This is a genomic window from Caballeronia sp. GAFFF1 (assembly GCF_023630705.1).
GTDB lineage: Bacteria > Pseudomonadota > Gammaproteobacteria > Burkholderiales > Burkholderiaceae > Caballeronia.
In genome coordinates this window covers 167,331-191,918 of sequence record NZ_JALQEM010000032.1, presented here as the reverse complement: position 1 = coordinate 191,918, position 24,588 = coordinate 167,331, and the positions used below count along the sequence as shown (strand labels likewise).

20 protein-coding genes and 1 pseudogene are annotated in these 24,588 nt (G+C 63.2%); 3 read left to right on the top strand and 18 right to left on the bottom strand.

Annotation, left to right across the window (positions count from 1 at the left end):
• Window positions 1–756: 756 nt before the first annotated feature.
• The 15 genes and pseudogenes from cas2e to NCR37_RS19110 all read right to left on the bottom strand — a co-directional run bounded on the left by cas2e (window position 757) and on the right by NCR37_RS19110 (window position 18,768).
• Complete coding sequence (gene cas2e, locus NCR37_RS19180) at window positions 757–1,056, bottom strand: type I-E CRISPR-associated endoribonuclease Cas2e (protein ID WP_250474416.1); 300 nt, start codon at window positions 1,054–1,056, stop codon at window positions 757–759.
• The gene (gene cas1e / locus NCR37_RS19175; protein ID WP_250474415.1) at window positions 1,028–1,933 is read right to left on the bottom strand and encodes a type I-E CRISPR-associated endonuclease Cas1e; all 906 of its coding nucleotides are present in this window, start codon (window positions 1,931–1,933) and stop codon (window positions 1,028–1,030) included. The genes cas2e and cas1e overlap by 29 nt, the downstream gene beginning before the upstream one ends.
• The gene (cas6e, locus tag NCR37_RS19170; protein WP_250474414.1) at window positions 1,930–2,694 is read right to left on the bottom strand and encodes a type I-E CRISPR-associated protein Cas6/Cse3/CasE; all 765 of its coding nucleotides are present in this window, start codon (window positions 2,692–2,694) and stop codon (window positions 1,930–1,932) included. Before cas6e ends, cas1e begins: the two co-directional genes overlap by 4 nt.
• Window positions 2,681–3,445, bottom strand: coding sequence for a type I-E CRISPR-associated protein Cas5/CasD (gene cas5e, locus NCR37_RS19165; RefSeq protein WP_250474413.1), 765 nt, complete (start codon window positions 3,443–3,445; stop codon window positions 2,681–2,683). Before cas5e ends, cas6e begins: the two co-directional genes overlap by 14 nt.
• Before the next feature lies 1 nt (window position 3,446).
• The gene (cas7e, locus tag NCR37_RS19160) at window positions 3,447–4,622 is read right to left on the bottom strand and encodes a type I-E CRISPR-associated protein Cas7/Cse4/CasC (protein WP_250474412.1); all 1,176 of its coding nucleotides are present in this window, start codon (window positions 4,620–4,622) and stop codon (window positions 3,447–3,449) included.
• A 46-nt stretch (window positions 4,623–4,668) separates the two neighbouring features.
• Window positions 4,669–5,295, bottom strand: coding sequence for a type I-E CRISPR-associated protein Cse2/CasB (casB, locus tag NCR37_RS19155; protein WP_250474411.1), 627 nt, complete (start codon window positions 5,293–5,295; stop codon window positions 4,669–4,671).
• Complete coding sequence (locus NCR37_RS19150; RefSeq protein ID WP_250474410.1) at window positions 5,292–6,902, bottom strand: type I-E CRISPR-associated protein Cse1/CasA; 1,611 nt, start codon at window positions 6,900–6,902, stop codon at window positions 5,292–5,294. The genes casB and NCR37_RS19150 overlap by 4 nt, the downstream gene beginning before the upstream one ends.
• A gap of 1 nt (window position 6,903) precedes the next feature.
• A complete protein-coding gene (gene cas3, locus NCR37_RS19145; RefSeq protein WP_250474409.1) occupies window positions 6,904–9,561 on the bottom strand; it encodes a CRISPR-associated helicase Cas3' in 2,658 nt (885 codons plus the stop codon).
• Between the two features lie 1,899 nt (window positions 9,562–11,460).
• A pseudogene (locus tag NCR37_RS19140) lies at window positions 11,461–11,715 on the bottom strand (hypothetical protein); the annotation flags it as partial.
• Window positions 11,712–12,140, bottom strand: a complete 429-nt coding sequence (locus NCR37_RS19135) for a dihydroneopterin aldolase (protein WP_250474408.1) — start codon at window positions 12,138–12,140, stop codon at window positions 11,712–11,714. The pseudogene NCR37_RS19140 and the gene NCR37_RS19135, both read right to left, overlap by 4 nt.
• On the bottom strand, window positions 12,137–12,802 hold the full coding sequence (locus tag NCR37_RS19130) for a sarcosine oxidase subunit gamma (RefSeq protein ID WP_250474407.1): 666 nt from the start codon (window positions 12,800–12,802) through the stop codon (window positions 12,137–12,139). Before NCR37_RS19130 ends, NCR37_RS19135 begins: the two co-directional genes overlap by 4 nt.
• Window positions 12,792–15,794: a sarcosine oxidase subunit alpha family protein gene (locus NCR37_RS19125; protein WP_250474406.1), complete on the bottom strand. Its 3,003-nt coding sequence runs from the start codon at window positions 15,792–15,794 to the stop codon at window positions 12,792–12,794. The genes NCR37_RS19130 and NCR37_RS19125 overlap by 11 nt, the downstream gene beginning before the upstream one ends.
• On the bottom strand, window positions 15,791–16,090 hold the full coding sequence (locus NCR37_RS19120; RefSeq protein ID WP_250474405.1) for a sarcosine oxidase subunit delta: 300 nt from the start codon (window positions 16,088–16,090) through the stop codon (window positions 15,791–15,793). Before NCR37_RS19120 ends, NCR37_RS19125 begins: the two co-directional genes overlap by 4 nt.
• Window positions 16,091–16,103: 13 nt before the next feature.
• Window positions 16,104–17,348: a sarcosine oxidase subunit beta family protein gene (locus tag NCR37_RS19115; RefSeq protein WP_250474404.1), complete on the bottom strand. Its 1,245-nt coding sequence runs from the start codon at window positions 17,346–17,348 to the stop codon at window positions 16,104–16,106.
• 25 nt (window positions 17,349–17,373) lie between these two features.
• Window positions 17,374–18,768 (bottom strand): L-serine ammonia-lyase, encoded by a 1,395-nt coding sequence (locus tag NCR37_RS19110; RefSeq protein ID WP_250474403.1) that lies wholly within the window; start codon window positions 18,766–18,768, stop codon window positions 17,374–17,376.
• Between the two features lie 308 nt (window positions 18,769–19,076).
• On the opposite strand from NCR37_RS19110, the gene NCR37_RS19105 reads away from it, so the two are divergent.
• From NCR37_RS19105 to NCR37_RS19095, 3 genes are all read left to right on the top strand, one after another.
• Window positions 19,077–19,391: a hypothetical protein gene (locus NCR37_RS19105; protein WP_250474402.1), complete on the top strand. Its 315-nt coding sequence runs from the start codon at window positions 19,077–19,079 to the stop codon at window positions 19,389–19,391.
• A gap of 119 nt (window positions 19,392–19,510) precedes the next feature.
• Window positions 19,511–20,596, top strand: a complete 1,086-nt coding sequence (locus NCR37_RS19100) for a GlxA family transcriptional regulator (protein WP_250474401.1) — start codon at window positions 19,511–19,513, stop codon at window positions 20,594–20,596.
• A gap of 24 nt (window positions 20,597–20,620) precedes the next feature.
• Entirely contained in the window at window positions 20,621–21,385 is a 765-nt protein-coding gene (locus NCR37_RS19095; protein ID WP_250474400.1) for a class II aldolase/adducin family protein, read from the top strand.
• Between the two features lie 32 nt (window positions 21,386–21,417).
• Here NCR37_RS19095 and NCR37_RS19090 read toward each other — a convergent pair whose 3' ends face one another.
• From NCR37_RS19090 to NCR37_RS19080, 3 genes are read right to left on the bottom strand one after another with little or no spacing between them, the layout of a single operon-like run.
• Entirely contained in the window at window positions 21,418–22,410 is a 993-nt protein-coding gene (locus NCR37_RS19090; protein WP_250474399.1) for a GlxA family transcriptional regulator, read from the bottom strand.
• A gap of 7 nt (window positions 22,411–22,417) precedes the next feature.
• A complete protein-coding gene (gene choW / locus NCR37_RS19085; RefSeq protein ID WP_250474398.1) occupies window positions 22,418–23,320 on the bottom strand; it encodes a choline ABC transporter permease subunit in 903 nt (300 codons plus the stop codon).
• Complete coding sequence (locus NCR37_RS19080; RefSeq protein ID WP_175940830.1) at window positions 23,313–24,491, bottom strand: quaternary amine ABC transporter ATP-binding protein; 1,179 nt, start codon at window positions 24,489–24,491, stop codon at window positions 23,313–23,315. The genes choW and NCR37_RS19080 overlap by 8 nt, the downstream gene beginning before the upstream one ends.
• Between the last annotated feature and the right edge of the window lie 97 nt (window positions 24,492–24,588).

Sequence of the window (24,588 nt, the reverse complement as noted above, 5' to 3'; positions counted from 1 at the left end):
GCATGGCGGCGACGTGCTACGGCCACGCCACGGGCCTATCTCCGCGTAAGCGGAGGAACCCGCAGCGCCGAGGCGTGCCTTGTCGGACATGATGGCCTATCTCCGCGTACGCGGAGGAACCACGTGCACAAAGCCGATTGAGCCATCAGCCAGGGCCTATCTCCGCGTACGCGGGGGAACTCCATGATTACGCCGTCGATCGTCTGACCGACGAGGCCTATCTCTGCGTACGCGGAGGAACCTGGTCTTCAGCCGCGCGGATGGAAGTCTCGAAGGGTCTATCTCCGCGTACGCGGAGGAACCATCCAAGGTGGGCAGGTCTTTATCAGCCAGGCGGGTCTATCTCCGCGTACGCGGAGGAACCTGAATGCGCCATGACTCCGATCTTCGGTACCACGGTCTATCTCCGCGTACGCGGAGGAACCCGGCCGGGTCCATCGTGAGGACGTCATGCTGTGGGTCTATCTCCGCGTACGCGGAGGAACCATGGTCGGTGAGCAAGCCCGCACACTGAGCCAAGGTCTATCTCCGCGCACGCGGAGGAACCTGGGTCGCGGAATCGGAAGCCGATCCCACAGGGGGTCTATCTCCGCGCACGCGGAGGAACCTGGCTGAAGGACAACGAAATCATCGACGTCGAGGGTCTATCTCCGCGCACGCGGAGGAACCTCTCCCACGTAACTCGATGATCGGAAACACAAAACGCCCCCCATCCATCGAAAAATCCAAATTTTCAGAGAACGAATGTCGGCTCGCCTACCGCGCTTCCCGCCTAACCAGATACATCCCATCTACATCCACGAGCTGCCTCGCAGGCGATCCCAACTGCGCGATCCCGATTCCCCCAACCGCATCGAGCTCCCGCCACACCATCAGGACGCTGCCCCTCGGCTCCGCGCCATGCCACTCGGCGAGCACGGACCACGTCCGCTCGCGCACGCCTTTGTTCATCCGCGGCGCGACGTACACGCCACCCGACACCTCGAGCATCACCGAGGCCAGATAGCCCCGAAAGCGGTCCGCCACGTCACGCGTCACCACTACGACCAGCGCCATCCGCGTCCTCCAGCTTCTCGTCGACCCGCAACACCTGCTTGATGCGATCGATCATCGCGGGAATCACCTGCAGCTTCCGAAAGACGCGCGCCGCCTCTCGTCGCACGAGCCGGTCGATCGTCTCCGCGCCACGTTCGGCCTGCTTGACCGCGGCAAAGGCTATCGAGAGCGTCACGTCATCGCGAAATAGATTAGCGATATCCAGGACGAATGCCTGACCCGAGTCCTCGTGGATGAATCCCAACTGCGGCACAGCCGCAAGCGCCTGCACGGCGATGGCCGCCGCCGCTTGCACAGCCGTCGCCGCGTGATTGATGGCCTGATTGGCGAGATCGGCGGCCTCGGGATTCGCGCGGTCGTCGTGCCGTCCGTTCCAATCGATGCCGAATTGCTGCGCGCGCAACCGATAAATCGTCTTCACGCGCGCCCCTTCGATGCCGCGCAGCGTATCCAGATCGCGATGCGGCAACACCTCGCCCAACCGGAGCGCATACATGTGCCGCGCAACGGCCAGGCGTCGGCGCGCGCTGCCCCACAGCTCGGCTTGCCGCCGCGCGACACCCGAGCGATCGGGCATGAGCGGCAACGCGGTGTAACTGCGCACCCCGCTCGCGCCAACCGCCGCAAGCAAGGTGCCGTGGCGCGCAAGCAAACGCAGTGCGTCATGCGTCACGCTGCCGCCGGGACCGAGCAAAATCATAGATACCGACTGATGCGGAATCTGATCAACGTACTGCCCGCTCGTGAAATGCAGGCATCCATCGTGACGCTGAGTTCGCCACGCTCCAGCCGCAGCAGCCCGTGACGATCCCCATGCGGCACGCGCGACGTGTCGAGCCCCAGCCGCCCCTTCAGCATGTCGCGCCTGCGCGATCAACCGTCGATAGACGCGGGCTTCAGCACCAACATACCGAACCCGAACGCCCGATGCCGTCCGACGCCGCGCGCAAGCAGCCGAGCGAAGGCATCCGCCTCTTCGACACGCAAGTGTCCGCTGAACACCGCATCCGGGCCGTCGATGGAACGTGACTGTCGAGGCGTGCCGCCGCCAGAAACGGCTTGCGTGCGACGAAGCACCGGCGTGAGCTGGAACCGCGTCATGCGAGCTTCGACCAGACTGGCCGCTTCAGTCGATCGGAACTGTTCGTTCAGCCATTCGGCATAGACGGCCTCGCGTCGCAGATCGTCGTCTTCCGGTCTTTGCGAGCACGCGACCAGAAACGCGTCGCGTTCGCGGACTCTCTTCTCGTCAACGTGCTCGCGGCGTCGCGTGGGCCGCACGCGCACTTCGAAGCCCAGCACGCGCCCTGCCTGCCATTGCGTCGGAAACGCGCGGATGTTGAGTCCCGCGCTACGCGGCCCTGCATCGAGGCCGAGTGCATCGGCCAGTTCCGGCGCGGCGCAAAGCGCGCTCGCCTCCCACAACGCCTCGGCGGAGTGTGGGGAATAGGCAATCAGCCCGGCACGCGCGTCGCGGTAATAGAAAGGCTTGGGCGCGAGCGGACCAAAGACTGCCTGCAGCGCCGCGTGCAATGCGTAACCGAGATCGCCGCCGGACGGCAGCACGCCATGCCGCGATGCCCACAGCCCAAACTTCTGCGGATCGGGCTGACAGTGAATGAGATTAAGCGCGGTCATACGAAAATTCCGGCGATATCGATGGATGTTCGACGAACGATGCCCGCTTCGCGCTCATTTCGAGAACGGGACGCCATCCGCCATGCACGCCGCTCGTCCAGTTGCGCTCGTCGCAGACGTCGAGCGCCTCTGTCTTTGCCTCAGACATCGTGCCTTCGTCTTTCGGCCATTGCATGCGGAAGGCGCCATCGGCGACGCCTGGAGGCAAGGGCACGCGCAACAACGCATCGAGCACATGCTCGGCGTCGATGAAACCGGCGAACACGCGCGTGGACGGCAAGCATGGTTTGCGTCCGATAAAAAGCGGACGCTGCGGCCGGTCGAGCGCGCGAGCAATGTCGGCGAGCGTGGGCGACTCGTCGGCGGGATCGAGCCGCAATGCGACCAGCGCGTCGAGGCCGGCGTGATAGTCGCGGTATCGCAGATGCGGGCTTTTGTAGGTATCCTCGCCGCCATCCCGCGACTCGGGAATGCCTCGCCACGTCCAGCCGCTATCTTTCCGCGAGATCTGAGCCGTCTGAAAGTCGCAGAGCCGCTCGCCGGAGTTGTCCAGCCGCGTTCCCATCACGAGACGCGCCTGAAGGCGCTCATGCTTCTCGCATTCGCCGCGATCCCAGCCGAGCGCGTTCGCGATCAGCCCGGTAATCATCGACAGCGCCGGGAAATCGCGGATCACGCCGTACCTGTCGATCGCCTCGCCTCCGAACGCGACGAGCGGCGCACGCAGGCGCATCAACATGTGACGCCGCATGTCACGCGCCCTTGACGATGCGCGTCTGCACCCAATTCGCGAGCTTATCCAGCGAATAGTGCTTGGCGTTCGGGATATCGGCGGGATTGAGAGCGACAAAGCCTCGGTCCAGCGCGCCGTAAGCGGCATCGTGCTTCTTCAATTCCTGCGCGATGCGATCGACAGCGGCGTTGCGTATATCATGGCCCCTCAACGGCAACGCGGTTTCGAAAGCCGCGCTCAGGCTGCGCGGCTGCCAATCTCCCGTCTCGACCAGCATGAGATTCGCATAGCCGAAAGGAGCGGTCGATCCGCGTTTTGCGCCGGGGCTAACGGTAGCGATCAGATGCAACAGGTGATGCACGACCTGAGCAGCAAGCTCGCGCCGGTCCGGCGACGCATTGAAGCACTCGCTGGCGGCGATTCCTTCCAGGTTCGCCACCAGTTGCGGAACATCCACGACGACGTAACCGTAGTAAAGGCCCGATGCCAGTTCGGTATCGAAGAGGCCCGCCGAGCCTTGCTCGCCCGCTTCCCGAAGCAGATCGTCGACCACGGTGAAGTAGTCGTTCTCCACCTGCGCCTCGTGCACCGTGAACGCATGCGCGACGTACACAGCGGCATCGCGCTGGGCGAGCACGTCGGATGTCACCATGCGCCCGAACAACGCCGATTCGAGACCGCTGCCATGCTTGAGCGCGACGATATTGGCGGACTCGTTCTTCAGAAACGCCGCGACGGCCGCCTTGAGGCCGTCTTCGTCCTGATGCTCGCGCGCAAGGGCCGTGCAACGTTCGACCAGGTACTTGATCTCCGCCGTGCCAAGCAGCACCGCCTGACCTGTCTTAACGGCATCGTCTCCTTTGCGGACTTTGCCGGCCTTGTCCAGAAGACCGCCGAAGCGCAACGCTTCGACGGCTGTCTGAGCCAACGCCTCAGCGACGCCATTCTTGACCAACTCGTCGCGAACAAGTGCGAGCGTTTCCCGAGAACGGATGGCCATCGGAACGCCGAGCGTCGAAAGCGCATGACGGTCGTCCGCAACGCGCCAGTGTCGCTTCAGACACTGCGATGAAATACGCGTGCGAATGGCATCGCCCATAGGCAGCCGCTTGGCCATGCCGGAATCGTCGCGGTTGAGCAAGGCGGCGGAATAGCTGTGCAGCGTGTGAATCTGAATAAAGCGCGGATACGTCATTTTCTTGTCCTAGACTTGTCGAACGTTGTTGCCAGCCTTCCCATCCTCAGTCGTCCCGCGATTCGCCAGGCTTCGCCGAGAAGAACGCATGCGCGATATCGAGGCGAGTCTTCTCAGCGATACGCCGTCCCTTGTCATCGCGCGCGCCTTCGTTCAGGACGAGCCTCGCGAGTTGTACCCAGTTAGGCTTCACGCTTTTGCTCGCCAACAACCGAAGGACGCGGCGCAGCAACTGGAAGAACACCGCTCCGCGCGCGTCGAGCAGCCGCGTCACGCGCGCCTCCGACACACCGGCCGTCGCGAGTTGTCGGCCAAAATTTGCGCCGATGCCGCCGCTCTCCGCGCCTCGATCATGCCCGGCAAGCGCGATGCCGTATGCGATGAACGCCCACCGGCGCCATCGGTCGAGACTCCAGTGAATGGTGTCCAGCTTCGCGCGCTGTGCGGCGTTTGTGAGCGCGGCGATTTGCGCGGTGGTGAGTTCCTCGGCTTCCGGGTCAAGACGCGCGAGCGCCACCCGGTCGTTCTTCGATGCCTTGACTCCCTCGCCGGCGTCTTGCAGAAATGCAGCGATGGCTTCTATTTGGTAGCTCAGGCTGGGCGTCGCAGTCTGTGCAGCAGCTTGCCCCGCAGACTGCTCCAGTGCTCCGGCCGATGTATCTGTCGACTTCATATCGCACGTCCTTGCATATCCGTTTCCATAGCTGCCTTGCGCGCTTGCGAACGTTGCTTCAGCACACGCGCCATGGTCTGCAATTCCTCCTTCTTCTTTGAATGGATACCGACGCGGAACCGCGAGAGCGCTGTGCTCTGCGCGCGATACCGCCTCGTACTCGCGCGCGGCCCTGCCACGAACGCGCGAATCAATACCTGTTCCGCGCGATCCGCCAGTTCACCGAGCCATTGCTCGTGCGCAAGTTCCCGTTCTTCAGACGTGTTGCCATCGACTTCCAAGATCAGGTCGTCAAAGAAGCGACGGTCTTCGGCCTGCTCGAATGACTTCGCGAAGCGACTCGCCTTGTCCTTAACGTCGTCCGAAGCGGTGTCTTCGCCGTTGCCGAACAGAGCACAAAGCGCGCTCCATAGCACTGTGCGCATCTCGCCGATCACGCTGATGCGCCTGCGGGCGGCGTGGGCGAGTTCATCGATGCGACCATTTAGAAACGCCTCGCGCATATTCCGGGATACGGGCATGCGTCGTTCGTGATAGCCCTCTGTCTTTCCCTGCCCGCGCGCGACAGCTTGCGCAAGCAGCACGACGCCCTTCTCGCCGTCATCGCGCGTGACGTTGCGAGTGATCGTCTCTTTGTAGTCGCCTTCGAACGCCAGCTTGCTCATCAGCTTGTAGTCGAAGCCTCTCGCCGTGATGGACAACGCTTCTCCGCCCGCCGCGGCGACGGGCGTCCAGGCATCCCCAGTTGCGCCCAAACGATCTTTCGCGGCGATGCGCGTGGTCTTGCTACTCGTCGTGAGCGCGAAGAGCTTTCCGTTCGCCAAGTTCAGACGCACGCGGCGGCACACTTCGATATAGAACGGATCGAGTTCGCTGAACAATAGACTGCTAACGCCGTCCCAGGGCTTCGTCCAGACCAGCGCAAGTCCGTTGATCTCCTTGAGCCCGATCTCGTCGACGATCTTCTGACGATGCTGAAGCAGCCGCCGCGAGTCTCGCTGCCACCGCTTGCCCCAAAGTCCTTGCGGAACTGCTCCGAAAGCCGGCCGGCTGGACAGACCGCCGTTCATGCGTGAGATGCCGTAGTTGCCGGCGCCCATGACGCCCTCTTGCGTCTGCAAACTCACGAGCGCGTACACCCAGTCCTCCGGCTGCGCGCTTGTCATGCGCGCGGCTTTCACGTCGTGATTGCGCGAAGTCACCAGCATGTCCAATGCGTCGGGCGTCACAAGCGGCGCTTTCTTCCACGAGTGCGATTCCCCTGGCGTGCACGGCGCTTGCAAAAACGCAGGACGGTCGTCAGGCGCAACGAGCGAAAACGCCGCGCCATCCGGATCCTCCGGCGTCAAAGCGAGAAGCCCCGCCCGCCATTCGCCCGCTGTCTCGAACGGCTCCGACCGCCCGGCTGCATGCAACGCAATCGCCGCGAGTTGTGTCAGGAACGCGTGCCACGGATGCCGTTGATGCGGCCGCAGCGCAGGGAAGTCGCGCACGGTGTCGGCCGTCATCGCGACGAACAGTTCGGGCAGCGTGGCATTGTGCGCGTGACCCGAAGCATCGCGATAGCGCAGCAGGCGGTCGTCGAGCAAGCGATGGTGGAGGGTCATGTTAGTCATCGTCCTTGCGCTGCGCGTTCACACGCTCGACGCCGTAGCGGCCATAGCGGAACACGTTCGTGCCGAGCGAGAATTCGAAGCCGTGCTCCACGAGCTTAATGTTGGAGGGTTTCGCGTCTGGATCGACGTCGTCGTCCAGCATGTGATGACGCAGCGCGATACGCTGTACATCGACGCCGAATGGGCCGGGCACGGGTGGATCGAATTCGACCAGGCGGTCTTCCATGCCAAGTCGTGTCGCCAGGCGTCGCTCGTCGTCCGGAAATAGAAGGTCGAAGAATGGCGTCTTGTAGTCGAGCGCATGCATGCGGGCTAGAGACCGCTCGGCCCCTTGCCCGCCTTCGAGTTGTTGATGGAGCTTTTCCCACGCGTGTCCGAGTTCGCGTTGAATCGCACGCAAACAGTCGGGGTGCGTCGCGCGTTCGACCAGAAGACGGTTATCGCGCGGAATCACGCGGCATGGCGCCTCTACGATGAGTCGTCGGGTGGCTTCGATCATGCGCAGATCGGGGTACACGCCGCCGCCGTTCTTCGATCGCCCGAGTCCATTGCGGGGCTTGTCGAGATAGGCTTCGAGCGAATTCCCAGCTGGCGTCAACACCCACGCATGTGCGTCCCGAAAGCCCTCCGGACGCTCTCTTGGGTCTCGCTCATGCCGATGCAGACGGCCAATGCGTTGCAACAGCACATCCATAGGGCAGATGTCGGTGATAAGGAAATCGGCGTCGATATCGAGGCTTTGCTCGAGCGTCTGCGTGCCGACCACGATGCAGCCCTTCAGCGCCGCGCGTATCTTGCCGAGGCGCGATTCCACCGCTGCATCGAGCAGCGGACGGTCCTGGCGGCTGAAGCGGCTGTGATGCAGCGTGACGACGCCATTCAGGTCGAACAGTATTTCCCGATCGCCCGAACCGTCGATCAGGCTCTCGATGGCCCGCTGCGTCGCGACGGCCGACGGGACCGTGTTACGAACGATTAGCACGCGCGCGCCACGGCTTGCTGCATCGATCGCCAAACGCGCGATGCGTTCGTGGTCATCCATTGCGTCGAGCGTGGACCAGTGGACGGTCTTGGACGCGCCACTGACCGTCAAGCTACGGATGTTCGCGCCGTCAGTCAGCGCGGGATAAGGAAAGGCGCAGGCTTGCTCCACGCTCGGCAAAGCGAGCGCCGCCGCGGACCTCTGCGCGATCTGCTGGAAGCACGTGCGCTGCCTGGAACCGAGCGTCGCTGACAACAGCAATGCATGGCCGCCCGTGCCCACGTGCGCGCTCAACACCTGCTCCAGCAGTTGCGACATATAGATGTCCGACGCATGCACCTCGTCGACGACCAGCAATGAACGGCTCAGCAAGGCATGACGCATGTGCGCGTGACGGACCATGAGCCCGGCGAGCAGAACCTGATCGATGGTGCCGACCGCGATGGTCGCCGCCAGAAAACGCTTCGGCGATTCCGCCGCCCAGCGGGTCGCGGCTCTCGCGTCGTCCGGGTGATCGGACCATTGCACGATGAAGTCCGGCAGCGCGATCTTGTCGCTGCCGTCGGCGCTTTCGTAGCCCGGCAGCGCGCGAACGACAACGGGCGCATCGAGCGGCCAGAGACGACGGACGAACTTCAGCACGCGTTCGTACACCTGTGCTGCGGCGACGCGCGTCGGCAGCGCGAAATACAGCGAATCGACCTTATGCTCGGCCAAGAGCTGGACGAAACGCCATAGCGCGGCTTCTGTCTTGCCGCTACCCGTCTCCGATTCGAGGATGAGCAACGGTCCGAGGTCACTGTCGCCGAGCGCGGCTTGCACGGGCCTCGGCACTTTGCCTTCGAATGCGGACTCGAACGAGATAGGGCGTTGCAGGAGCTCGATTCGCGCGGCGCACGCATCGAGGCCGATTGTCGATACAGCACGTGTCGCGCGTTCTTCAGCCTGCGCTCGGATCCGACGCGTGCCCGGATCACTAAAGGGAAAGAAGCCGGGATGTGATCCCAGCCAGTCCGCGAACTGCATGACGCCTGCGAAAAGATGAACGAACGCCGGAGTCGATGGCAGCGGTTCGCCATCGGTTTCGAACGCGCGGGGGAAGTCTCGCTGTAACTGCTCGCCGATGTTTAGTATTGCTTCTTTAGGACTATAGATAACGGAGCCTGCGCGGTCTCGCACCGGCTTCCAGACGATCGGGTCTTGGCCGTTCGGAGCCGGCAATGGACGGCCGTGATGCGAAAGGCTCGCCAGCAGCAACGACTCCGCGTCCGGACTCCATGTTTTGATGGATTCGAGCGGCAAGCACGAAGCGAGTTCTTTGTGGCGAAACAGCAAGAATGCTTCGACGCCATGACCCGCGGGCGTCGGCCAGCCAGCCGGCGCGCTGCCTTTCCAACGCTTGGCCTGGAAGCCGCTGTTCGCCTTGCCTAGATCGTGAAGGCAAGCGAAGACCGCGAGCCGTTCGATGTCTTGCTCGCTCAAGACTCGACCCGCCACGGTGTTGAAGGCGTTGCGCAAACGCGTGCCGTGTTTGAGCGCGACTAGAAAGCAGGCGGCCACGTCCATCATGTGGTCGTATAGCGGGTGCATGCTGCGTTCGCCGATGCAGTCGGCGGCGTCGCGGCTAAGTTTCCCCCACGGCTCTAGCTGATGCGCTTGCGGTTCCATGATTGCCTGCTGTGGTCCTCGTCGGGCTTTTTATTTCTTGCGGATATTAGTTCGCAATGCTTAGGTTAGCATCGGATCAGGGCCAAACATGCGCATCTTTCTGTCAAAGTTTTTTGATGACAGGGCGCAGGTATGTCGGGCGTTGTGTGATGGTTTCACTGCTTGTCGGCAACCGTATTCGGACGGATGCGGTCGTTCGATGCATAGTCAACCGGTGCTCGACGCACGCAATTGACAGCGCATCTTCGACTCACCATACTCGCGTGCCGGCAGTGAATTCGGAGCATCGGGTACGCTGTTTGTTCTTTAACATCATCGAGTTAGGTGGTAGGGGTTCCTCCGCCTATGCGGAGATAGGCCCTTTCCCGTTGCTACGAGCCCGACTCCGTAGAAGGTTCCTCCGCGTATGCGGAGATAGGCCCCACCCGCCACTCATAGCGCGTCGCGGGAACGAGGTTCCTCCGCGTATGCGGAGATAGGCCCGTGACAGCCTCGGCCATCGCGTCTTTCAGCTCGGTTCCTCCGCGTATGCGGAGATAGGTCCGCGTTGCCAGCAGCTCGATGTTGCGGGCGCAGGTTCCTCCGCGCATGCGGAGATAGGCCTTCGCGTGTCAATGCGCGGTTTGCAGTTCGCGGGGTTCCTCCGCGCATGCGGAGATAGGCCCGTCGAAGCCCGCGCCGCTGCATCTGCGAAGACGGTTCCTCCGCGCATGCGGAGATAGGCCCGAACGATTACGCATTCTGGCAGACCTCTGGACGGTTCCTCCGCGCATGCGGAGATAGGCCGCAGACGGGAAAGGCGTCCGAGCAGGCAGCCGAGGTTCCTCCGCGTATGCGGAGATAGGCCCGCGCAAGGCTCCAAATTTTTTATCGACACAGCGGTTCCTCCGCGTATGCGGAGATAGGCCCCGACGCGCGACACCTGGGCGGTCTATCGCAAGGGTTCCTCTGCCTATGCGGAGATAGGCCGCTTATCCCCGCACACATGTGCGTCTCTTATCGGGTTCCTCCGCGTATGCGGAGTTAGGCCTGTCTGCGGTCCTTTATCTATCTGGCCGAGACGGTTCCTCCGCGTATGCGGAGATAGGCCCTACACGAGGACTGCGCAGGTGCTCGCCGACACGGTTCCTCCGCGTATGCGGAGATAGGCCCGTCGGAGAAACGCCCTATGCGGTCTTCGACCGGGTTCCTCCGCGTATGCGGAGATAGGCCGTGGATCCACACGAATCCGGTGCACGACGTGAAGGTTCCTCCGCGTACGCGAAGATAGGCGCTGGACCACCTTCTTGACGCCTGCACAGTACTGGGTTCCTTCGTGTACGCGGAGATAGGCCCCAATCGGAGTTGGCGTGAAGTTCAAATCCTATGGTTCCTCCGTGTACTCGGAGATAGGCCGTAGCCAATGTCGAAGAAGTGGAATATCTGGCCGGTTCCTCCGCGTACGCGAAAATAGGCCTTGTCGCTGTACAAGAGCGGCTTCGACTACAAAGGTTCCTCCGCGTACGCGGAGATAGGCCCTGCATCCGCATGACGCCTAACGCCGGGCTGTGGGATCCTCCGCGTACGCGGAGATAGGCCCTTCGCTTTCTCCTGCGCGGCGATTGCGGCGTCGGTTCCTCCGCCTAAGCGGAGATAGGCCCCGCTTGTCGAACACGTTATCGTCGTTGCCGTAGGTTCCTCCGGGTATGCGGAGATAGGCCTTGACGACTTGCGCGCTGATGCGGAGCGGTGGTGGTTCCTCCGCGCATGCAGAGATAAGCCGTGAACGGAGAGTTTGCTCAAGCGCGCTGACTAGGGTTCCTCCGCATAAGCGGAGATAGGCCGCACACACTCTCTCTTCTCGCTCTTGCGCTCGCGCTTCCTCCGCCCATACGGAGACAACTCAGACTCCTCCCCCCCCAACCTCCCCCGCGCCGCCTTCACCACCCCCGCCAACGCGTCCCCACTCAACCTCGAAGCAATCTCCTCAACATACACATGATGCCGCCCCTCAAGCGCCGCCCCAAGATACTGCGCGTGCAAATACCGAATCAGCGCAATCCGCCGATGCCCCAACGCGATGCTCCGATCGAGCAACGCCAGCGCCGCCTGCGCATCGTGCTCTTTACAAGCGCGTTCAGAAAGCCGCGCCGCAGCATCGCGCGATGCGTTCATGCGCTCGACACAGCCAACGCCTGTTGCGCACGCCAAGCATCGTAATCCGCGCGCCGCCAGTCGAGTTCGAGCGCGAGCCTTCGCGTGCCCTCGCGAATCTTCGGCTTGGAGAGCGCGAGCGTGAGCGCATCGAGCGCCGGCCATTCATCGAACGATAACGCGGCAATCTCCACCGCAAGCGTTTCGAGCAACCGCGTATGCGTCTTCTCTTGCAGATACGCCGTCACGCGATTGCACCATGCCTCGTAATCGATCAGCTCATCTTCGAAAGGCATGCCGCGATACCGCAGGCTCACATCGATGGATAAAGCCTGCGGCGCGCGATGCTCGTGCTCATAAAGCCCGACGCGCGTCATCACGACGAGTTCATCGACGATGACGCGCCATCCTTGTCCGCCCGCATGCAACGGCTCGTACGGCTTCATGCGAGTAGCGGCTCGGCCGCATCGAGCATGATCTTCACGAAGTAATCCGCGAAGCTGCGACGCACGATGATTTCGAAGCGATCGCCGCCCAGCGGCACCAGCGTGATAGACGCCTTGAAGTAGTGACTCTGCGCGCACTGTCCCGCGCCGAAAACCTTCGGATGCAGATCGAGCGGACAGCCGCGCGAGAGAACATCGCGCGTGCGAGGACCGTCGATATCGAGCACCGTATAACCGCTGCCGATATCCACCGCCGATGCGAACGCGCCCGCGAAGGCATCGCGCAATCGCGCTTCGAGCGGCGCCGCGCACGATGCATCATGCTGCGCCTCGGACACCACGAGCCATTCATCCGGCCCGAGCCACAGCATGTCATAGCCATTGCCCTTCGCGATGGTGTTCGGCTTTTCCGGCGGGGCACAGCCGATCACGCTCTCCGCCGCACGCATGAACGCGGCATCGCGCGTATCGCCGCGCACGTTCACAAGTTCCAGGAACGGCCGCTCCGTCAAGCGAAACGCCTTCGATGCGCCCGCATGATGCGCCTTCATCAATGCATCCGCGCCAACGAGCGGCGACTCCTGCCACGTCGGGCCGAGGCTGCTCTGGCCGACCGTCATGCGGTCCACAACGGTCGAGGAACCTTTGGTTTCATTCCACATGTTGACGTGCTCCTTCGCTGTCGTAGAACACCGAACTGGTGATTTTCGCGTTGATCTGCTTGCCGCCCGCGAGCGGAATCGTGACGGTTTCGCCGATCTTGTCGAGCCCGCCCTTCACGACGGCCAACGCAATCGAACGCTTCAAAACAGGGCTGTAATAGCTGGACGTCACGTGACCGAGCATCGGCGCGGTATCGCCCTGGAAGGGACCCGCGACGATCTGCGACCCCTCGGGCAGCACGAACGAAGGATCGTCCGTGAGCAAGCCCACGAACTGCTTGCGTCCCGCCTTCGCGGTATCCGAGCGCGTGAGCGAGCGCTTGCCGATGAAGTCTTTCGACTTCGCGACGAGGCCACCCATGCCGAGGTCGAACGGCGTCATCGAGCCATCGGTATCTTGCCCGACGATGATGTAGCCCTTCTCCGCGCGCAGTACGTGCATCGTTTCGGTGCCGTACGGCGTGATGTCGAATTCCGCGCCCGCTTCCATGATGGCTTCCCACACCGCGCGGCCCACGTTCGCCGGCACGTTCACTTCGTAGGCCAGTTCGCCCGAGAAGCTGATGCGCATGACACGCGCCGATGCACCCGCCACCGTGCCATCGCGATAGCTCATGAACGGAAACGCGGCGTTGGCGAAGTCGATGTCCTGACACACCTTTTGCAGCACCTTGCGGCTGTTCGGTCCGACCACGGCGAACGTCGCCCAATGGTCCGTCACCGATGCGAGCCGCACGCGCATGTCCGGCCATTCGGTTTGCAGCCAGCGTTCGAGCCACGTGAGCACGCGTGCCGCGCCGCCGGTCGTCGTCGTCATCATGTAGTGATGTTCGGCAAGGCGCACGGTCACGCCGTCGTCGAAGATCATGCCGTTTTCATCGAGCATCAGGCCGTAGCGGCATTTGCCGACTTCCAGCTTGCTCCACGGGTTCGTATAGACCCAGTTGAGCAGCTTCGCGGCATCGGGGCCTTGAATGTCGATCTTGCCGAGCGTCGATGCATCGAGAATGCCCACGCTTTGGCGCACCGCGAGCGATTCACGCGCGACCGCCGCGTGCATGTCTTCGCCGCCCTTCGGGTAGTACCACGGGCGCTTCCAGTTGCCGACGTCCTCGAACATCGCGCCGTTCTGCACGTGCCATTCGTGGATCGTGGTCTTGCGCACGGGATCGAGAAACTCGCCCAGTTCGCGGCCCGCGAACGTGCCGAACGTGACAGGCGTGTAATTCGGGCGGAACGTCGTGGTGCCCGTCTCCGGAATGGTCTTGCCGAGCGCCTGCGCAAGAATCGCCATGCCGTTGATGTTGCCGAGCTTGCCTTGATCGGTGCCGAAGCCCATCGCCGTATAACGCTTGACGTGCTCGACCGATTCGAAGCCTTCGCGCGCCGCGAGATAGATGTCGGCGGCGGATACGTCGTTTTGGAAATCGACGAACTGCTTCGGTCCGCGCGTTGCGAGTTCGCGTCCGCCGACGAGCCACAGCGGCATGAGCGGCGCTTCCGCGATCTCCGCGACCTTCACCGGCTGTGTCCGGGCGACGATATGTCCCGCTGCGCGCGCCGCTTCCGCGCCCGCTTCGAGACCGAAGCGAATGCCGCGTGCCAGCGTGAAGTCGCCCGCGCATGCGCCGACACTCGTCTCCGCCTGCATCGCCTTGCCGGGGACGAAGCATGCCTTCTCATCGTGCCAATGCGCCTTGCCGCCGGATTGCGCGAAGAGATGCAGCACCGGGCTCCATCCACCGGACATCGCGACGAGATCGCAAGACAGGTCCGCCTGCTTCGCGCCGACCGTGCCGTTCGCATACGAAGCCACTTCCACCGACGACACGCGCAGCTTGCCATGCGCCGCCGTCACTACGGCGTTGTTCATTACGCGCACGCCGTAGCGTCGCGCGGCTGCGGGCAATGCACCTTTCGTTTCGCCAGGACGCGGATCGACAACCGTGACCTGCGCGCCCGCCGCCTTGAGATCGAGCGCGCATTGGTAGGCGTCGTCGTTATTGGCGAACACCACTGCGTTGCGGCCCGGCAGCACCGCATAGCGATGCAGGTACGTCGATACCGCGGACGCCAGCATCACGCCCGGCAAGTCGTTGTTGCCGAACACGATGGGACGCTCGTGGGCGCCCGTCGCTAGAATCACGCGCTTTGCCCGCACTTTCCACATCAGTTCGCGCGTGCCCTTGCGCATCGACACCGGCAAGTGATCGGTCAGACGCTGCGTCACCGTCACAAGGTTGTGGTCCTGATAACCGAACGCCGTGCTGCGTGAAAGTATCTTCACGTCGGGCATAGTGCGCAGTTCGGCCTCGATTTTCTGCACCCATTGCAGCGCGGGCTTGCCGTCGATCTCCGCGCGGCACGAGAGCAGCGAGCCGCCCAGTTCGCGCTGATCGTCGACGAGAATCACGCGCGCGCCCGACAAGCCCGCCGCATACGCCGCAGCGAGACCCGACGGCCCGCCGCCGACCACGAGCACGTCGCAATGCGCGAAGCACTTGTCGTAGCGGTCCGCGTCGCGTTCCTCGGGCGCCTTGCCGAGACCGGCTGCATCGCGGATCACTTCTTCGTACTTCGGCCACAATTTGCGCGGCCACATGAACGTCTTGTAGTAGAAGCCCGCCGGAATGAAGCGCGCGAACTTCTGATTGATCGCCATGCGATCGTTTTCGATGTTCGGCTTCGCGTTCACGCTCTCCGCGACGAGTCCTTGATACAGCTCCACTTCGGTCGCGCGCGCGTTCGGCACCGTATAAGCGCCTTTTTCGAGCTGCACGACCGCATTCGGTTCTTCCACGCCCGCCGTCACAATGCCGCGCGGCCGGTGGTACTTCCAGCTACGCGCGACGAAGTGCTGTCCGTTGGCGAGCAACGCGGACGCGAGCGTATCGCCCTGAAAGCCCTGATACGTCTTGCCGTTGAACGTGAAGGTCAGCGCGATGGCGCGATTGATGCGCCCGCCCGTGGCGAGTCGGTCTTTCTGGCTCATTTCGACGCTCCCTCCTTGTTGTCCATCGCAGCCAGCGGACGGTCGAACGTCTCGTAGCCCTGAATCTCGTAGGTCACCGTGTCACGCTGCGCCTTGAACCAGCGGCGGCAGCCTTGCGCATGCATCCATTGCTCGCGATGCACGCCGCGCGGGTTCTTGCGCATGAAGAGGTATTCGCCCCATTCCTTGTCGGTGAGCTTTTCCGTCTCCAGCGGGCGCGCAATGTCCGCTTCGCCGCCGCAGGAAAATTCGCTTTCGGCGCGCGGCCCGCACCAGGGGCATTCGATCAGCAACATGTTCAGTACTCCTTCAGTGCGCCACGGCAGCCGCGCCGTGTTCGTCAATCAGATGGCCGGTATAGAAGCGGTCGAGCGAGAACGGCGCATTTAGCGGATGCGGCTCGTCTTTCGCGATGGTATGCGCGTACGCCCAGCCGGAACCCGGCGTCGCCTTGAAGCCGCCCGTGCCCCAGCCGCAATTGAAGTAGAGGCCCTTCACGTCGGTCTTGCTGATAATCGGGCATGCGTCCGGCGAAACATCGACGATGCCGCCCCACTGGCGATTCATGCGCACGCGCGAGAACACGGGGAACATCTCGACAATCGCTTCCAGCGTGCCTTCGATAATCTGGAAGCTGCCGCGCTGCCCGAAGCCCGTGTACTGATCGACGCCCGCGCCGATGACGAGATCGCCCTTGTCCGACTGGCTGATGTACGCATGCACCGCGTTCGACATCACGACCGTGTTGACCACCGGCTTGATCGGCTCGGACACGAGCGCCTGCAACGGATGGCTTTCGAGCGGCAGCCGCACGCCCGCCATGTCCGCGAGCGTCGTGGTGTTGCCGGCCGCGACGATTGCAACTTTCTTCGCCTTGATATGGCCTTTGGTGGTATCGACGCCGGTCACGCGGTTGCCGTCGCGACGAATGCCCACTACCTGACAGTTCTGGATGATGTCCACGCCCGCCTGATCCGCGCCGCGTGCGAAGCCCCAGGCCACCGCATCGTGACGCGCGACGCCGCCGCGACGCTGAATCGACGCGCCCAGCACCGGATAGCGGCTATTCAGGTTGATGGTCGGCTCGATTTCCTTGATCTGCGCCGGCGTCAGGAACTCGGCATCGACGCCATTGAGCCGGTTCGCGTTCACGCGGCGCTCGGTATCGCGCACGTCTTGCAGCGTGTGCGCGAGATTCATCACGCCGCGCTGGCTGAACATCACGTTGTAGTTGAGGTCTTGCGAGAGGCCTTCCCACAACTTCATCGCTTTCTCATACAGCGCGGCCGATTCGTCCCACAGATAGTTGGAACGCACGATGGTCGTATTGCGCGCGGTATTGCCGCCGCCGATCCAGCCCTTCTCCAGAATCGCGACGTTCGTGATGCCGTGCTCTTTCGCGAGATAGTAGGCCGTCGCGAGGCCGTGCCCGCCGCCGCCGACGATCACCACGTCGTACTCGCGCTTGGGCTCCGGGCTGCGCCATTGGCGTTCCCAGTTCTCGTGATACGACATGCCGTTGCGCAGCAGGCTGAATATCGAATAGCGGCTCATGTGTCTCTTCCTTCGTAGCGGTGTTTCAGCACTCGATGACGTTCACGGCCAGCCCGCCGCGCGACGTCTCCTTGTATTTCGTCTTCATGTCCGCGCCCGTTTCGCGCATGGTCTTGATGACCGAATCGAGCGAGACGTAATGCTGGCCGTCGCCCTTCATCGCCATGCGCGCGGCGTTGATCGCCTTGATCGCGCCCATCGCGTTGCGCTCGATGCAGGGAATCTGCACGAGGCCGCCGACGGGATCGCACGTCATGCCGAGGTTGTGTTCCATGCCTATTTCAGCGGCGTTTTCCACTTGCGCGGGCGTGCCGCCCATCACGGCTGCGAGCGCGGCGGCGGCCATCGAGCACGCGACGCCCACTTCGCCCTGACAGCCCACTTCCGCGCCGGAGATCGAGGCCGTCTCCTTGTAGATGATGCCGATGGCTGCCGCCGTCAAAAGGAAGCGCACGATGCCTTCGTCGTTCGCGCCGTGCATGAACTTCACGTAGTAGTGCAGCACGGCGGGAATCACGCCGGCCGCGCCGTTGGTCGGCGCAGTGACCACGCGCCCGCCCGAAGCGTTTTCTTCGTTGACGGCCATCGCGTAGAGATTCACCCAGTCGAGCATCGAAAGCGGATCGCGCAGCGATTCTTCGGAACGCGAGCGCAGTTGCCCGCACAGATCCGCGGCCCGGCGCTTCACGTGCATCGGGCCGGGCAACTCGCCGCGCTCCTTGCAGCCGCGCTCGACGCACGCGGCCATCACGCGCCACACGGCCAGCATGCCCTCGCGCACTTCGTGTTCAGTGCGATTCGCGCATTCGTTTTTCATCGCGACATCGGCGATAGACAGACCTGTCTCCCGGCAGATCCGCATGAGATCGTCGCCGGTACGAAACGGATAAGGCACGCTCGCGCCCGCGCGCACGCCGTTGACGCGCTCCCCTTCGCGGTTCGTGACGAACCCGCCGCCGACCGAGTAATACTCTTTCTCGACGAGCAATTGCCCATGTTCATCGAACGCCTGAAAGCGCATGCCGTTCGGATGCACCATGCTCGATCCCGCCGCGCCCGGCATCAGCTTGCGATAGAAGCCGATATGCTCGCGCTCGTCGAACGCGATGGCGCGCTTGCCGAGCAAGTTCAGACGCTTGGTCGCGCGAATGTCGGCGAGGCGCGGCGCGATCGTGTCCGGGTCGATCAGATCGGGCAGATTGCCTTCAAGGCCGAGCAGCACGGCCTTGTCGGTGCCGTGGCCCTTGCCCGTTGCGCCGAGCGAGCCGAACAACTCGGCCCGCACGCGGGTGACGAAGCCGAGCAGGTTCGCGTCCTCGATATGCGACGCGAAGCGGCACGCCGCGATCATCGGCCCGACGGTATGCGAGCTGGAAGGTCCGATGCCGATCTTGAACAGATCGAAAACGCTGACATTCATGGCGTGGCCTCAAGGTTGGCGGTTCGCGTCGTTCGAGTGAGCGAGCGCGTTCGACATGGCCTCATTGCACCAAACCGCAATTCCGGCAGATAGAACAAAAACGGCATGGAAATGGGATGGCGGCGTCAGCGCTTAACAGAGCACGCAGGCCGCTGCGCGCTCTTGCGCAGTTTCGTTGCAAACCGGGGCATTTTTGAGATTGCTCTGAACGGCTAAGCAAATACGTCTCGGTATATTCCCTAGGTCCGCGAGAGCCCGCGCGAATGCGTCTCTCGTCTTCAATTCCCCCGTTTATCCCGTTTGCAGCAATGGAAAGTCACGCTCTTCCCGATCAGTTCTTCAAGTCCTGGGTCTTCGCGTTTCTTGTCGGCGTCGGCGTCGTCGGCGCGCTTCAGGCGACAGGCGTCCTGGCTCCTGAACACGTCCTCACCCGCGAAGCGCCTTTGTGGGCCGCGCTGATGCTCGTCTGCTCGATCGATCCGGTTCTGCGCTACTTCGGCGTGTTGAAAGCCGAGGTCGAGCAGCGCTGGGGCGATTACACCGTAGCAAGCCTGCTCGGCCGTTCGACGGGCGCGCTCATCGGCGGCGTGTTCGCCTGGGCGTTCGCCGTTCTCGGCGGCTGATTCATTGCTCGAAGCCGCGCGTTGCCGCGCGGCGCCTCCTGCCTTTCTGACCATGCGCCCGTTGCGCGCGCCCGGTGTTATGCTCGCCGCATACCCCAGAGCCGCCGCACCGCACGCGCATGAATCCCGCAGAATCTCTTCCGCCGCTTTCCATCGACGGCCAATCGAAATCGCGCATCCGCTTCGGCATCGTGTTGTTGCCGAACTTCACGCTGACCGCGTTCTCCGGCTTCGTCGATCTGCTGCGTCTTTCCGCTGACGAAGGCGACTTCAGCCGCCCGGTGCGCTGCTCGTGGAGCGTGATCGGCGAAACGCTCGCGCCCGTGCGCGCGAGCTGCGGCATCCAGATCACGCCGTGGGAAACCTACGAGCAGGCGGAACCGTTCGACTACGTGGTCGTCGTAGGCGGCCTGCTGCATTCCGGGCCTTCCGCGAGCGACGCCACGCTGCAGTTCATTCGCCGCGCCGCCGCCCGCGACGCGACCATCGTCGGCATGTGCACGGGCGTGTTCACGCTGATGCGCGCGGGCGTGCTCGACGGCCATCGCGTGTGCGTGAGCTGGTTCCACTACTGGGACTTCGTGGAGCGCTTCCCGCAAGCGGACGAGCAACTGCTCGTCGCGGACCGGCTGTTCGTGATCGACAGACGGCGCATCACATGTTCAGGCGGGCGTGCTTCCATCGACGTGGCCGCCGCCATTTTGCTGCGCCACTTCGAGACCGCGACGGTGCAAAAGGCGCTGCGCATTCTGCTCGTCGACGACATGCAGAAGGGCAACGCGCCGCAGCCGCATCCGCCGGGCCTCGCGCCCGCCACGCATCCGAAGGTCAAGCGCGCGATTCTTCTGATGGAGCAGCACGTCGGCCGTTCGCTCACGCTCGATGAACTCGCGCACAAGCTGGACATGTCGACGCGGCAACTCGAACGCCTCTTCAAGGCCGAGACGGGCAAGGCGCCGCAGGCGTACGCGAAGCAGGTGCGGCTGCGCACGGCCGCGTGGCTGCTGACGAGTTCCGACAAGACGGTGGCCGATATCGCGTCGAGCTGCGGTTTCTCCGATGCATCGCACCTTGGCCGCGAGTTTCGCAAGCAGTTCGGTTTGCCGCCGATGATGTATCGCGAACAGCGCGGCGCAGACACCGAGGAAGTGCATCACGCAATGGACTACGACGAGACGTTTCCCGGCCGCGCGCAGGCCATCTGACCGATTCCAACGAAGGAGACTGGCATGGAGACTCACGGCTATTCGGAGCAAGAGTGGGCGCTACGCTGTGACCTGGCGGCGCTGTATCGCGTCATCGCGCATTTTCGCTGGACCGACATGATCTTCACGCACATCAGTGCGCGCGTGCCGGGGCCGGAGCATCACTTCCTCATCAACCGATACGGCGTGCTCTTCGACGAAATGCGCGCGTCGGACCTCGTGCGCATCGACAGCGAAGGCCGCCCGGTCGATGCGAAGGCGGCCGAGTATCCCGACCGGTATCGCGTGAATCCGGCGGGCTTCACCATACACTCGGCCATTCACATGGCGCGGCCGGATGTGGTCTGCGTCGTGCATACGCATACGCCCGCGGGCGCGGCGGTCTCCGCGCAGAAGCAGGGGCTCTTGCCCATCAGCCAGCATGCGCTGAAGTACTACGGGCAGATCAGCTATCACGACTACGAAGGCATCGCACTGGATCTCGCGGAGCGAGATCGCCTCGTCAACGATCTCGGCCCGCATAACGCGATGATTCTGCGCAATCACGGATTGCTTGCATGCGGCAGTTCGATTCCCGCTGCGTTCCAGGAAATGTATTTTCTGGAGCGGGCCTGCGAGATTCAGTTGCGCGCGCTCGCGGGCGGCGGCGAGCTGAACCTGCCTTCGCCCGAAGTGTGCGAAACGACCGCCGCGCAGTATCGCAGCGACAGCATGGAAAGCATCACCGCGCTGCAATGGCAGGCCGCGTTGCGCATGATCGAAGGCGGCAAGACGGATTACCGAACGTGATCGTCAGCTAGCTTCGTGGCGCAACGGCGGCGTCAAGCGGAAAGACGCCGCTCCGCGCTCGGCGCATGGCCGAATTGCGCGCGATACGCCTTGCTGAAGTGGCAAGGCGAATGGAAACCGCAGATGCTCGTCACGCGCGCAATCGACGCATCGGTGTTGCGCAACAGATCGCGGGCGCGTCGCAGGCGCAGGGTCAGATAGTAGTGCGTCGGCGACACGCTGAGGAACATCTTGAACATGCGCTGAAGATGCCGCTGCGAAAGATGCACGAGCCGCGCGAGTTCGTCGAGCGAAAGCGGCTCTTCGATATTCGCCTCCATCAGCCGTACCACTTCCACCAGTTCCGCCCGCGAGAAGCCGACGCGCGCATCCACCGGAATGTGCTGATAGTCGGTCGAGCCGCGTATGCGCTCGACGATGAACTGCTCCGACACTTGCGCCGCATGCGCCTGCCCGAGCCGCAGGCTCACGAGATTGAGCATCAGGTCGAGCGGTGCGGTGCCGCCCGTGCAGGTCACGCGGTCACGATCGATCACGAAAAGCTCGTCGGCGAAGCGCACATGCGGGAAGCGCTTGTTGACCGGCGACATGTCTTCCCAGTGCAGCGTGCAACGGTAGCCGTCCAGCAATTTCGCCGCGAGGAGCGCATAGGGCCCGGTGCAAATGCCGCCAAGGGGCACGCCCGCCTCATGCGCGCGCTGCAACAGCGCGATCACGGTGTCGTCGACGTAATCGGCGACGTGCCAGCCGCCGCACACGATCAGCACGTCGGGCATGCCCGCTTCGTCCAGCGTCGTCGCGGGCTTGACCGTCATGCCGTTGCTCGCGCGCGCCGGCTCGCCGTCCGGCGTGATGACCGACCATCGGTAATGCTCCGCGCGGCCGATGTAGTTCGCCATGCGCAGCACTTCGACCGCGCTCGTGAACGCGATCATCGAGAAGTTCGGCAGCGTCAGAAAGCCGAAGTGCGCGAGGTGGGCGAGCGGCGAATCGGCGGCTGCGGGGGCGATCGCATCGCGCTTCATGGGCGCATCAACCTTGTTGCGTCGCCGGCGCGCGGCGCACGCGCATCACGGACTTGAAGCCCGAGAAAAGCGGCGCGCGAGCCATGCCGGGCGAACGTCCGAAGCTCTCCGTGATGCGATCGAGGATGATCGCGAGCAACACCACCGACAAGCCGCTCTCGAAGCCCAAGCCGATATCCAGCCGCTGAATGCTCGCGAGCACGTCGTTGCCGAGGCCGCCCGCGCCGACCATCGACGCGATGATGACCATCGACAGCGCCATCATGATGGTCTGGTTCACGCCGGTCATGATGGACGGCAGCGCGTTCGGAATCTGCACCTTGTAGAGCAGTTGCCACGGCGTGCAGCCGAACGCCTGACCCGCTTCCACGATCTCGCGATTCACATGCTTGATGCCGAGCGACGTGAGGCGCACTGCGGGCGGCATCGCGAAGATCACGGTAGAAAGGATGCCGGGCACGCGGCCGAGGCCGAACAGCATCGCGGCCGGAATCAGATACACGAAGGCAGGCATGGTCTGCATGAGGTCGAGCACAGGGCGCACGATCATTTCGACCATCTTGCTCTTGGCGGTCCATATGCCGAGCGGCACGCCGAGCAACAGGCTGATAAACGTTGAGGACAACGTAAGACCCAGCGTGATGACCATCTGATCCCAGAAGCCCGTCGCGTAGACGAGCAAAAGCGAGAGCAGCGTGAACGCCGCGAAACGCCAGCCGACGCGCCACAAGCCGATGCCGACGAAGATCGCCATGAGCGCCCACATCGGAATGGCCTGCAGGCCGTGTTCGATGAGCGCCGCGAAGCTCTCGATGACCTTGCCGATGGAGTCGAACGTTTTGGCGTCGTGATCGAGCAGATAGTGGACGCCGTGATCGACCCAGCTACCGAGCGGAATGATTTCAGACATGGGAACCTCGATGGCGCGTTAAGACCTGGAGCACGTTCGTCTTGTTGACCGAACCACAGTACGAACCGTCTGCGTCGACAACGGGCAGCGGCGCGGGGCTTGCGACCACGCGATTCACCACGTCGTCGAGCGTCATGGTTCGCTGAATGCATTCGACATGATGGATTTGCGGCACGGCGTTGCCCGTGGCGTCGCGCCCGACGAAGCCGCGGATGCGGCGCTCGGCGTCCAGCACGAACGCATATTCCGCGCTGCCGTTGAGCGTCTTCGCGACGCTCGATGCGTCGATCTGCGGCGAATGCTTCATGACCGGCACGGCGTCCGTCTGCATGAGATCGCCGGCCGTGAGGTAACGGCTCGTGTCGATGCCTTCGAAGAAGGCCTGCACGTAGTCGTCGGCGGGATTCTTGATGATTTCCTGCGGCGTACCAATCTGCACCACGCGACCACCTTCCATGATCGCGATGCGCGTGCCGATGCGCATGGCTTCTTCGAGATCGTGCGAGACGAAGAGAATCGTTCGGCGCTGCTCGCGCTGAAGGTCGAGCAGCACGTTCTGCATTTCCTTGCGCTTGAGCGGATCGAGCGCGGAAAACGCTTCGTCCATGATCATCAGCGAAGGATTGACAGCGAGCGCCCGCGCGAGGCCCACGCGCTGCTGCATGCCGCCGGACAACTGCGACGGCAGCTTCTGCGCGAACGGCGCGAGGCCCACTTGTTCGAGCACGGTCATGGCGCGCGATTCGCGTTCCTTGCGTCCGACGCCCGCCACTTCCAGCCCGAACGCGGCGTTGGACAGCACCGTGCGCTGCGGCATCAGCGCGAACGACTGGAACACCATGCTCATGTCCCGGCGGCGCAGCGCCGTCAGTTCCGAGCGCGGCACGGCGGCCACATCGCGCCCGTCGATCAGCACTTTGCCGGCGGTCGGATCGACGAGCCGGTTGATGAGGCGAATCAGCGTCGATTTGCCTGAGCCGGACAGGCCCATCAGCACGAAGATCTCGCCTTCCCTGACATCGAACGAGACGTTGTGGACGCCGACAATCTGGCCGGTACGCGAGAACACCTCTTCCTTCGACGCACCGCCGGCCAACAGGTCGATCGCCTGTTTGGGGTTGCTGCCAAACACTTTGCACAGCCCTTCGACCACTACCTTGGGGGAATCCATCGACATTCTCCAGAACCGTGGCGGACGCGCTTCCGCGCTCTGCATACATAGTTGCCAGAAAAAAGTGCCGTGAGCCGACTATTTGCGACAATCACAT

Excerpts from the sequence above, each read along its gene's own strand:
- cas2e (WP_250474416.1), bottom strand. The coding sequence starts at position 1,056 with ATGGCGCTGGTCGTAGTGGTGACGCGTGACGTGGCGGACCGCTTTCGG.
- cas6e (WP_250474414.1), bottom strand. The coding sequence starts at position 2,694 with ATGACCGCGCTTAATCTCATTCACTGTCAGCCCGATCCGCAGAAGTTT.
- cas5e (WP_250474413.1), bottom strand. The coding sequence starts at position 3,445 with ATGCGGCGTCACATGTTGATGCGCCTGCGTGCGCCGCTCGTCGCGTTC.
- cas7e (WP_250474412.1), bottom strand. The coding sequence starts at position 4,622 with ATGACGTATCCGCGCTTTATTCAGATTCACACGCTGCACAGCTATTCC.
- casB (WP_250474411.1), bottom strand. The coding sequence starts at position 5,295 with ATGAAGTCGACAGATACATCGGCCGGAGCACTGGAGCAGTCTGCGGGG.
- NCR37_RS19150 (WP_250474410.1), bottom strand. The coding sequence starts at position 6,902 with ATGACCCTCCACCATCGCTTGCTCGACGACCGCCTGCTGCGCTATCGC.
- cas3 (WP_250474409.1), bottom strand. The coding sequence starts at position 9,561 with ATGGAACCGCAAGCGCATCAGCTAGAGCCGTGGGGGAAACTTAGCCGC.
- NCR37_RS19135 (WP_250474408.1), bottom strand. The coding sequence starts at position 12,140 with ATGAAGCCGTACGAGCCGTTGCATGCGGGCGGACAAGGATGGCGCGTC.
- NCR37_RS19130 (WP_250474407.1), bottom strand. The coding sequence starts at position 12,802 with ATGTGGAATGAAACCAAAGGTTCCTCGACCGTTGTGGACCGCATGACG.
- NCR37_RS19125 (WP_250474406.1), bottom strand. The coding sequence starts at position 15,794 with ATGAGCCAGAAAGACCGACTCGCCACGGGCGGGCGCATCAATCGCGCC.
- NCR37_RS19120 (WP_250474405.1), bottom strand. The coding sequence starts at position 16,090 with ATGTTGCTGATCGAATGCCCCTGGTGCGGGCCGCGCGCCGAAAGCGAA.
- NCR37_RS19115 (WP_250474404.1), bottom strand. The coding sequence starts at position 17,348 with ATGAGCCGCTATTCGATATTCAGCCTGCTGCGCAACGGCATGTCGTAT.
- NCR37_RS19110 (WP_250474403.1), bottom strand. The coding sequence starts at position 18,768 with ATGAATGTCAGCGTTTTCGATCTGTTCAAGATCGGCATCGGACCTTCC.
- NCR37_RS19105 (WP_250474402.1), top strand. The coding sequence starts at position 19,077 with ATGGAAAGTCACGCTCTTCCCGATCAGTTCTTCAAGTCCTGGGTCTTC.
- NCR37_RS19100 (WP_250474401.1), top strand. The coding sequence starts at position 19,511 with ATGAATCCCGCAGAATCTCTTCCGCCGCTTTCCATCGACGGCCAATCG.
- NCR37_RS19095 (WP_250474400.1), top strand. The coding sequence starts at position 20,621 with ATGGAGACTCACGGCTATTCGGAGCAAGAGTGGGCGCTACGCTGTGAC.
- NCR37_RS19090 (WP_250474399.1), bottom strand. The coding sequence starts at position 22,410 with ATGAAGCGCGATGCGATCGCCCCCGCAGCCGCCGATTCGCCGCTCGCC.
- choW (WP_250474398.1), bottom strand. The coding sequence starts at position 23,320 with ATGTCTGAAATCATTCCGCTCGGTAGCTGGGTCGATCACGGCGTCCAC.
- NCR37_RS19080 (WP_175940830.1), bottom strand. The coding sequence starts at position 24,491 with ATGGATTCCCCCAAGGTAGTGGTCGAAGGGCTGTGCAAAGTGTTTGGC.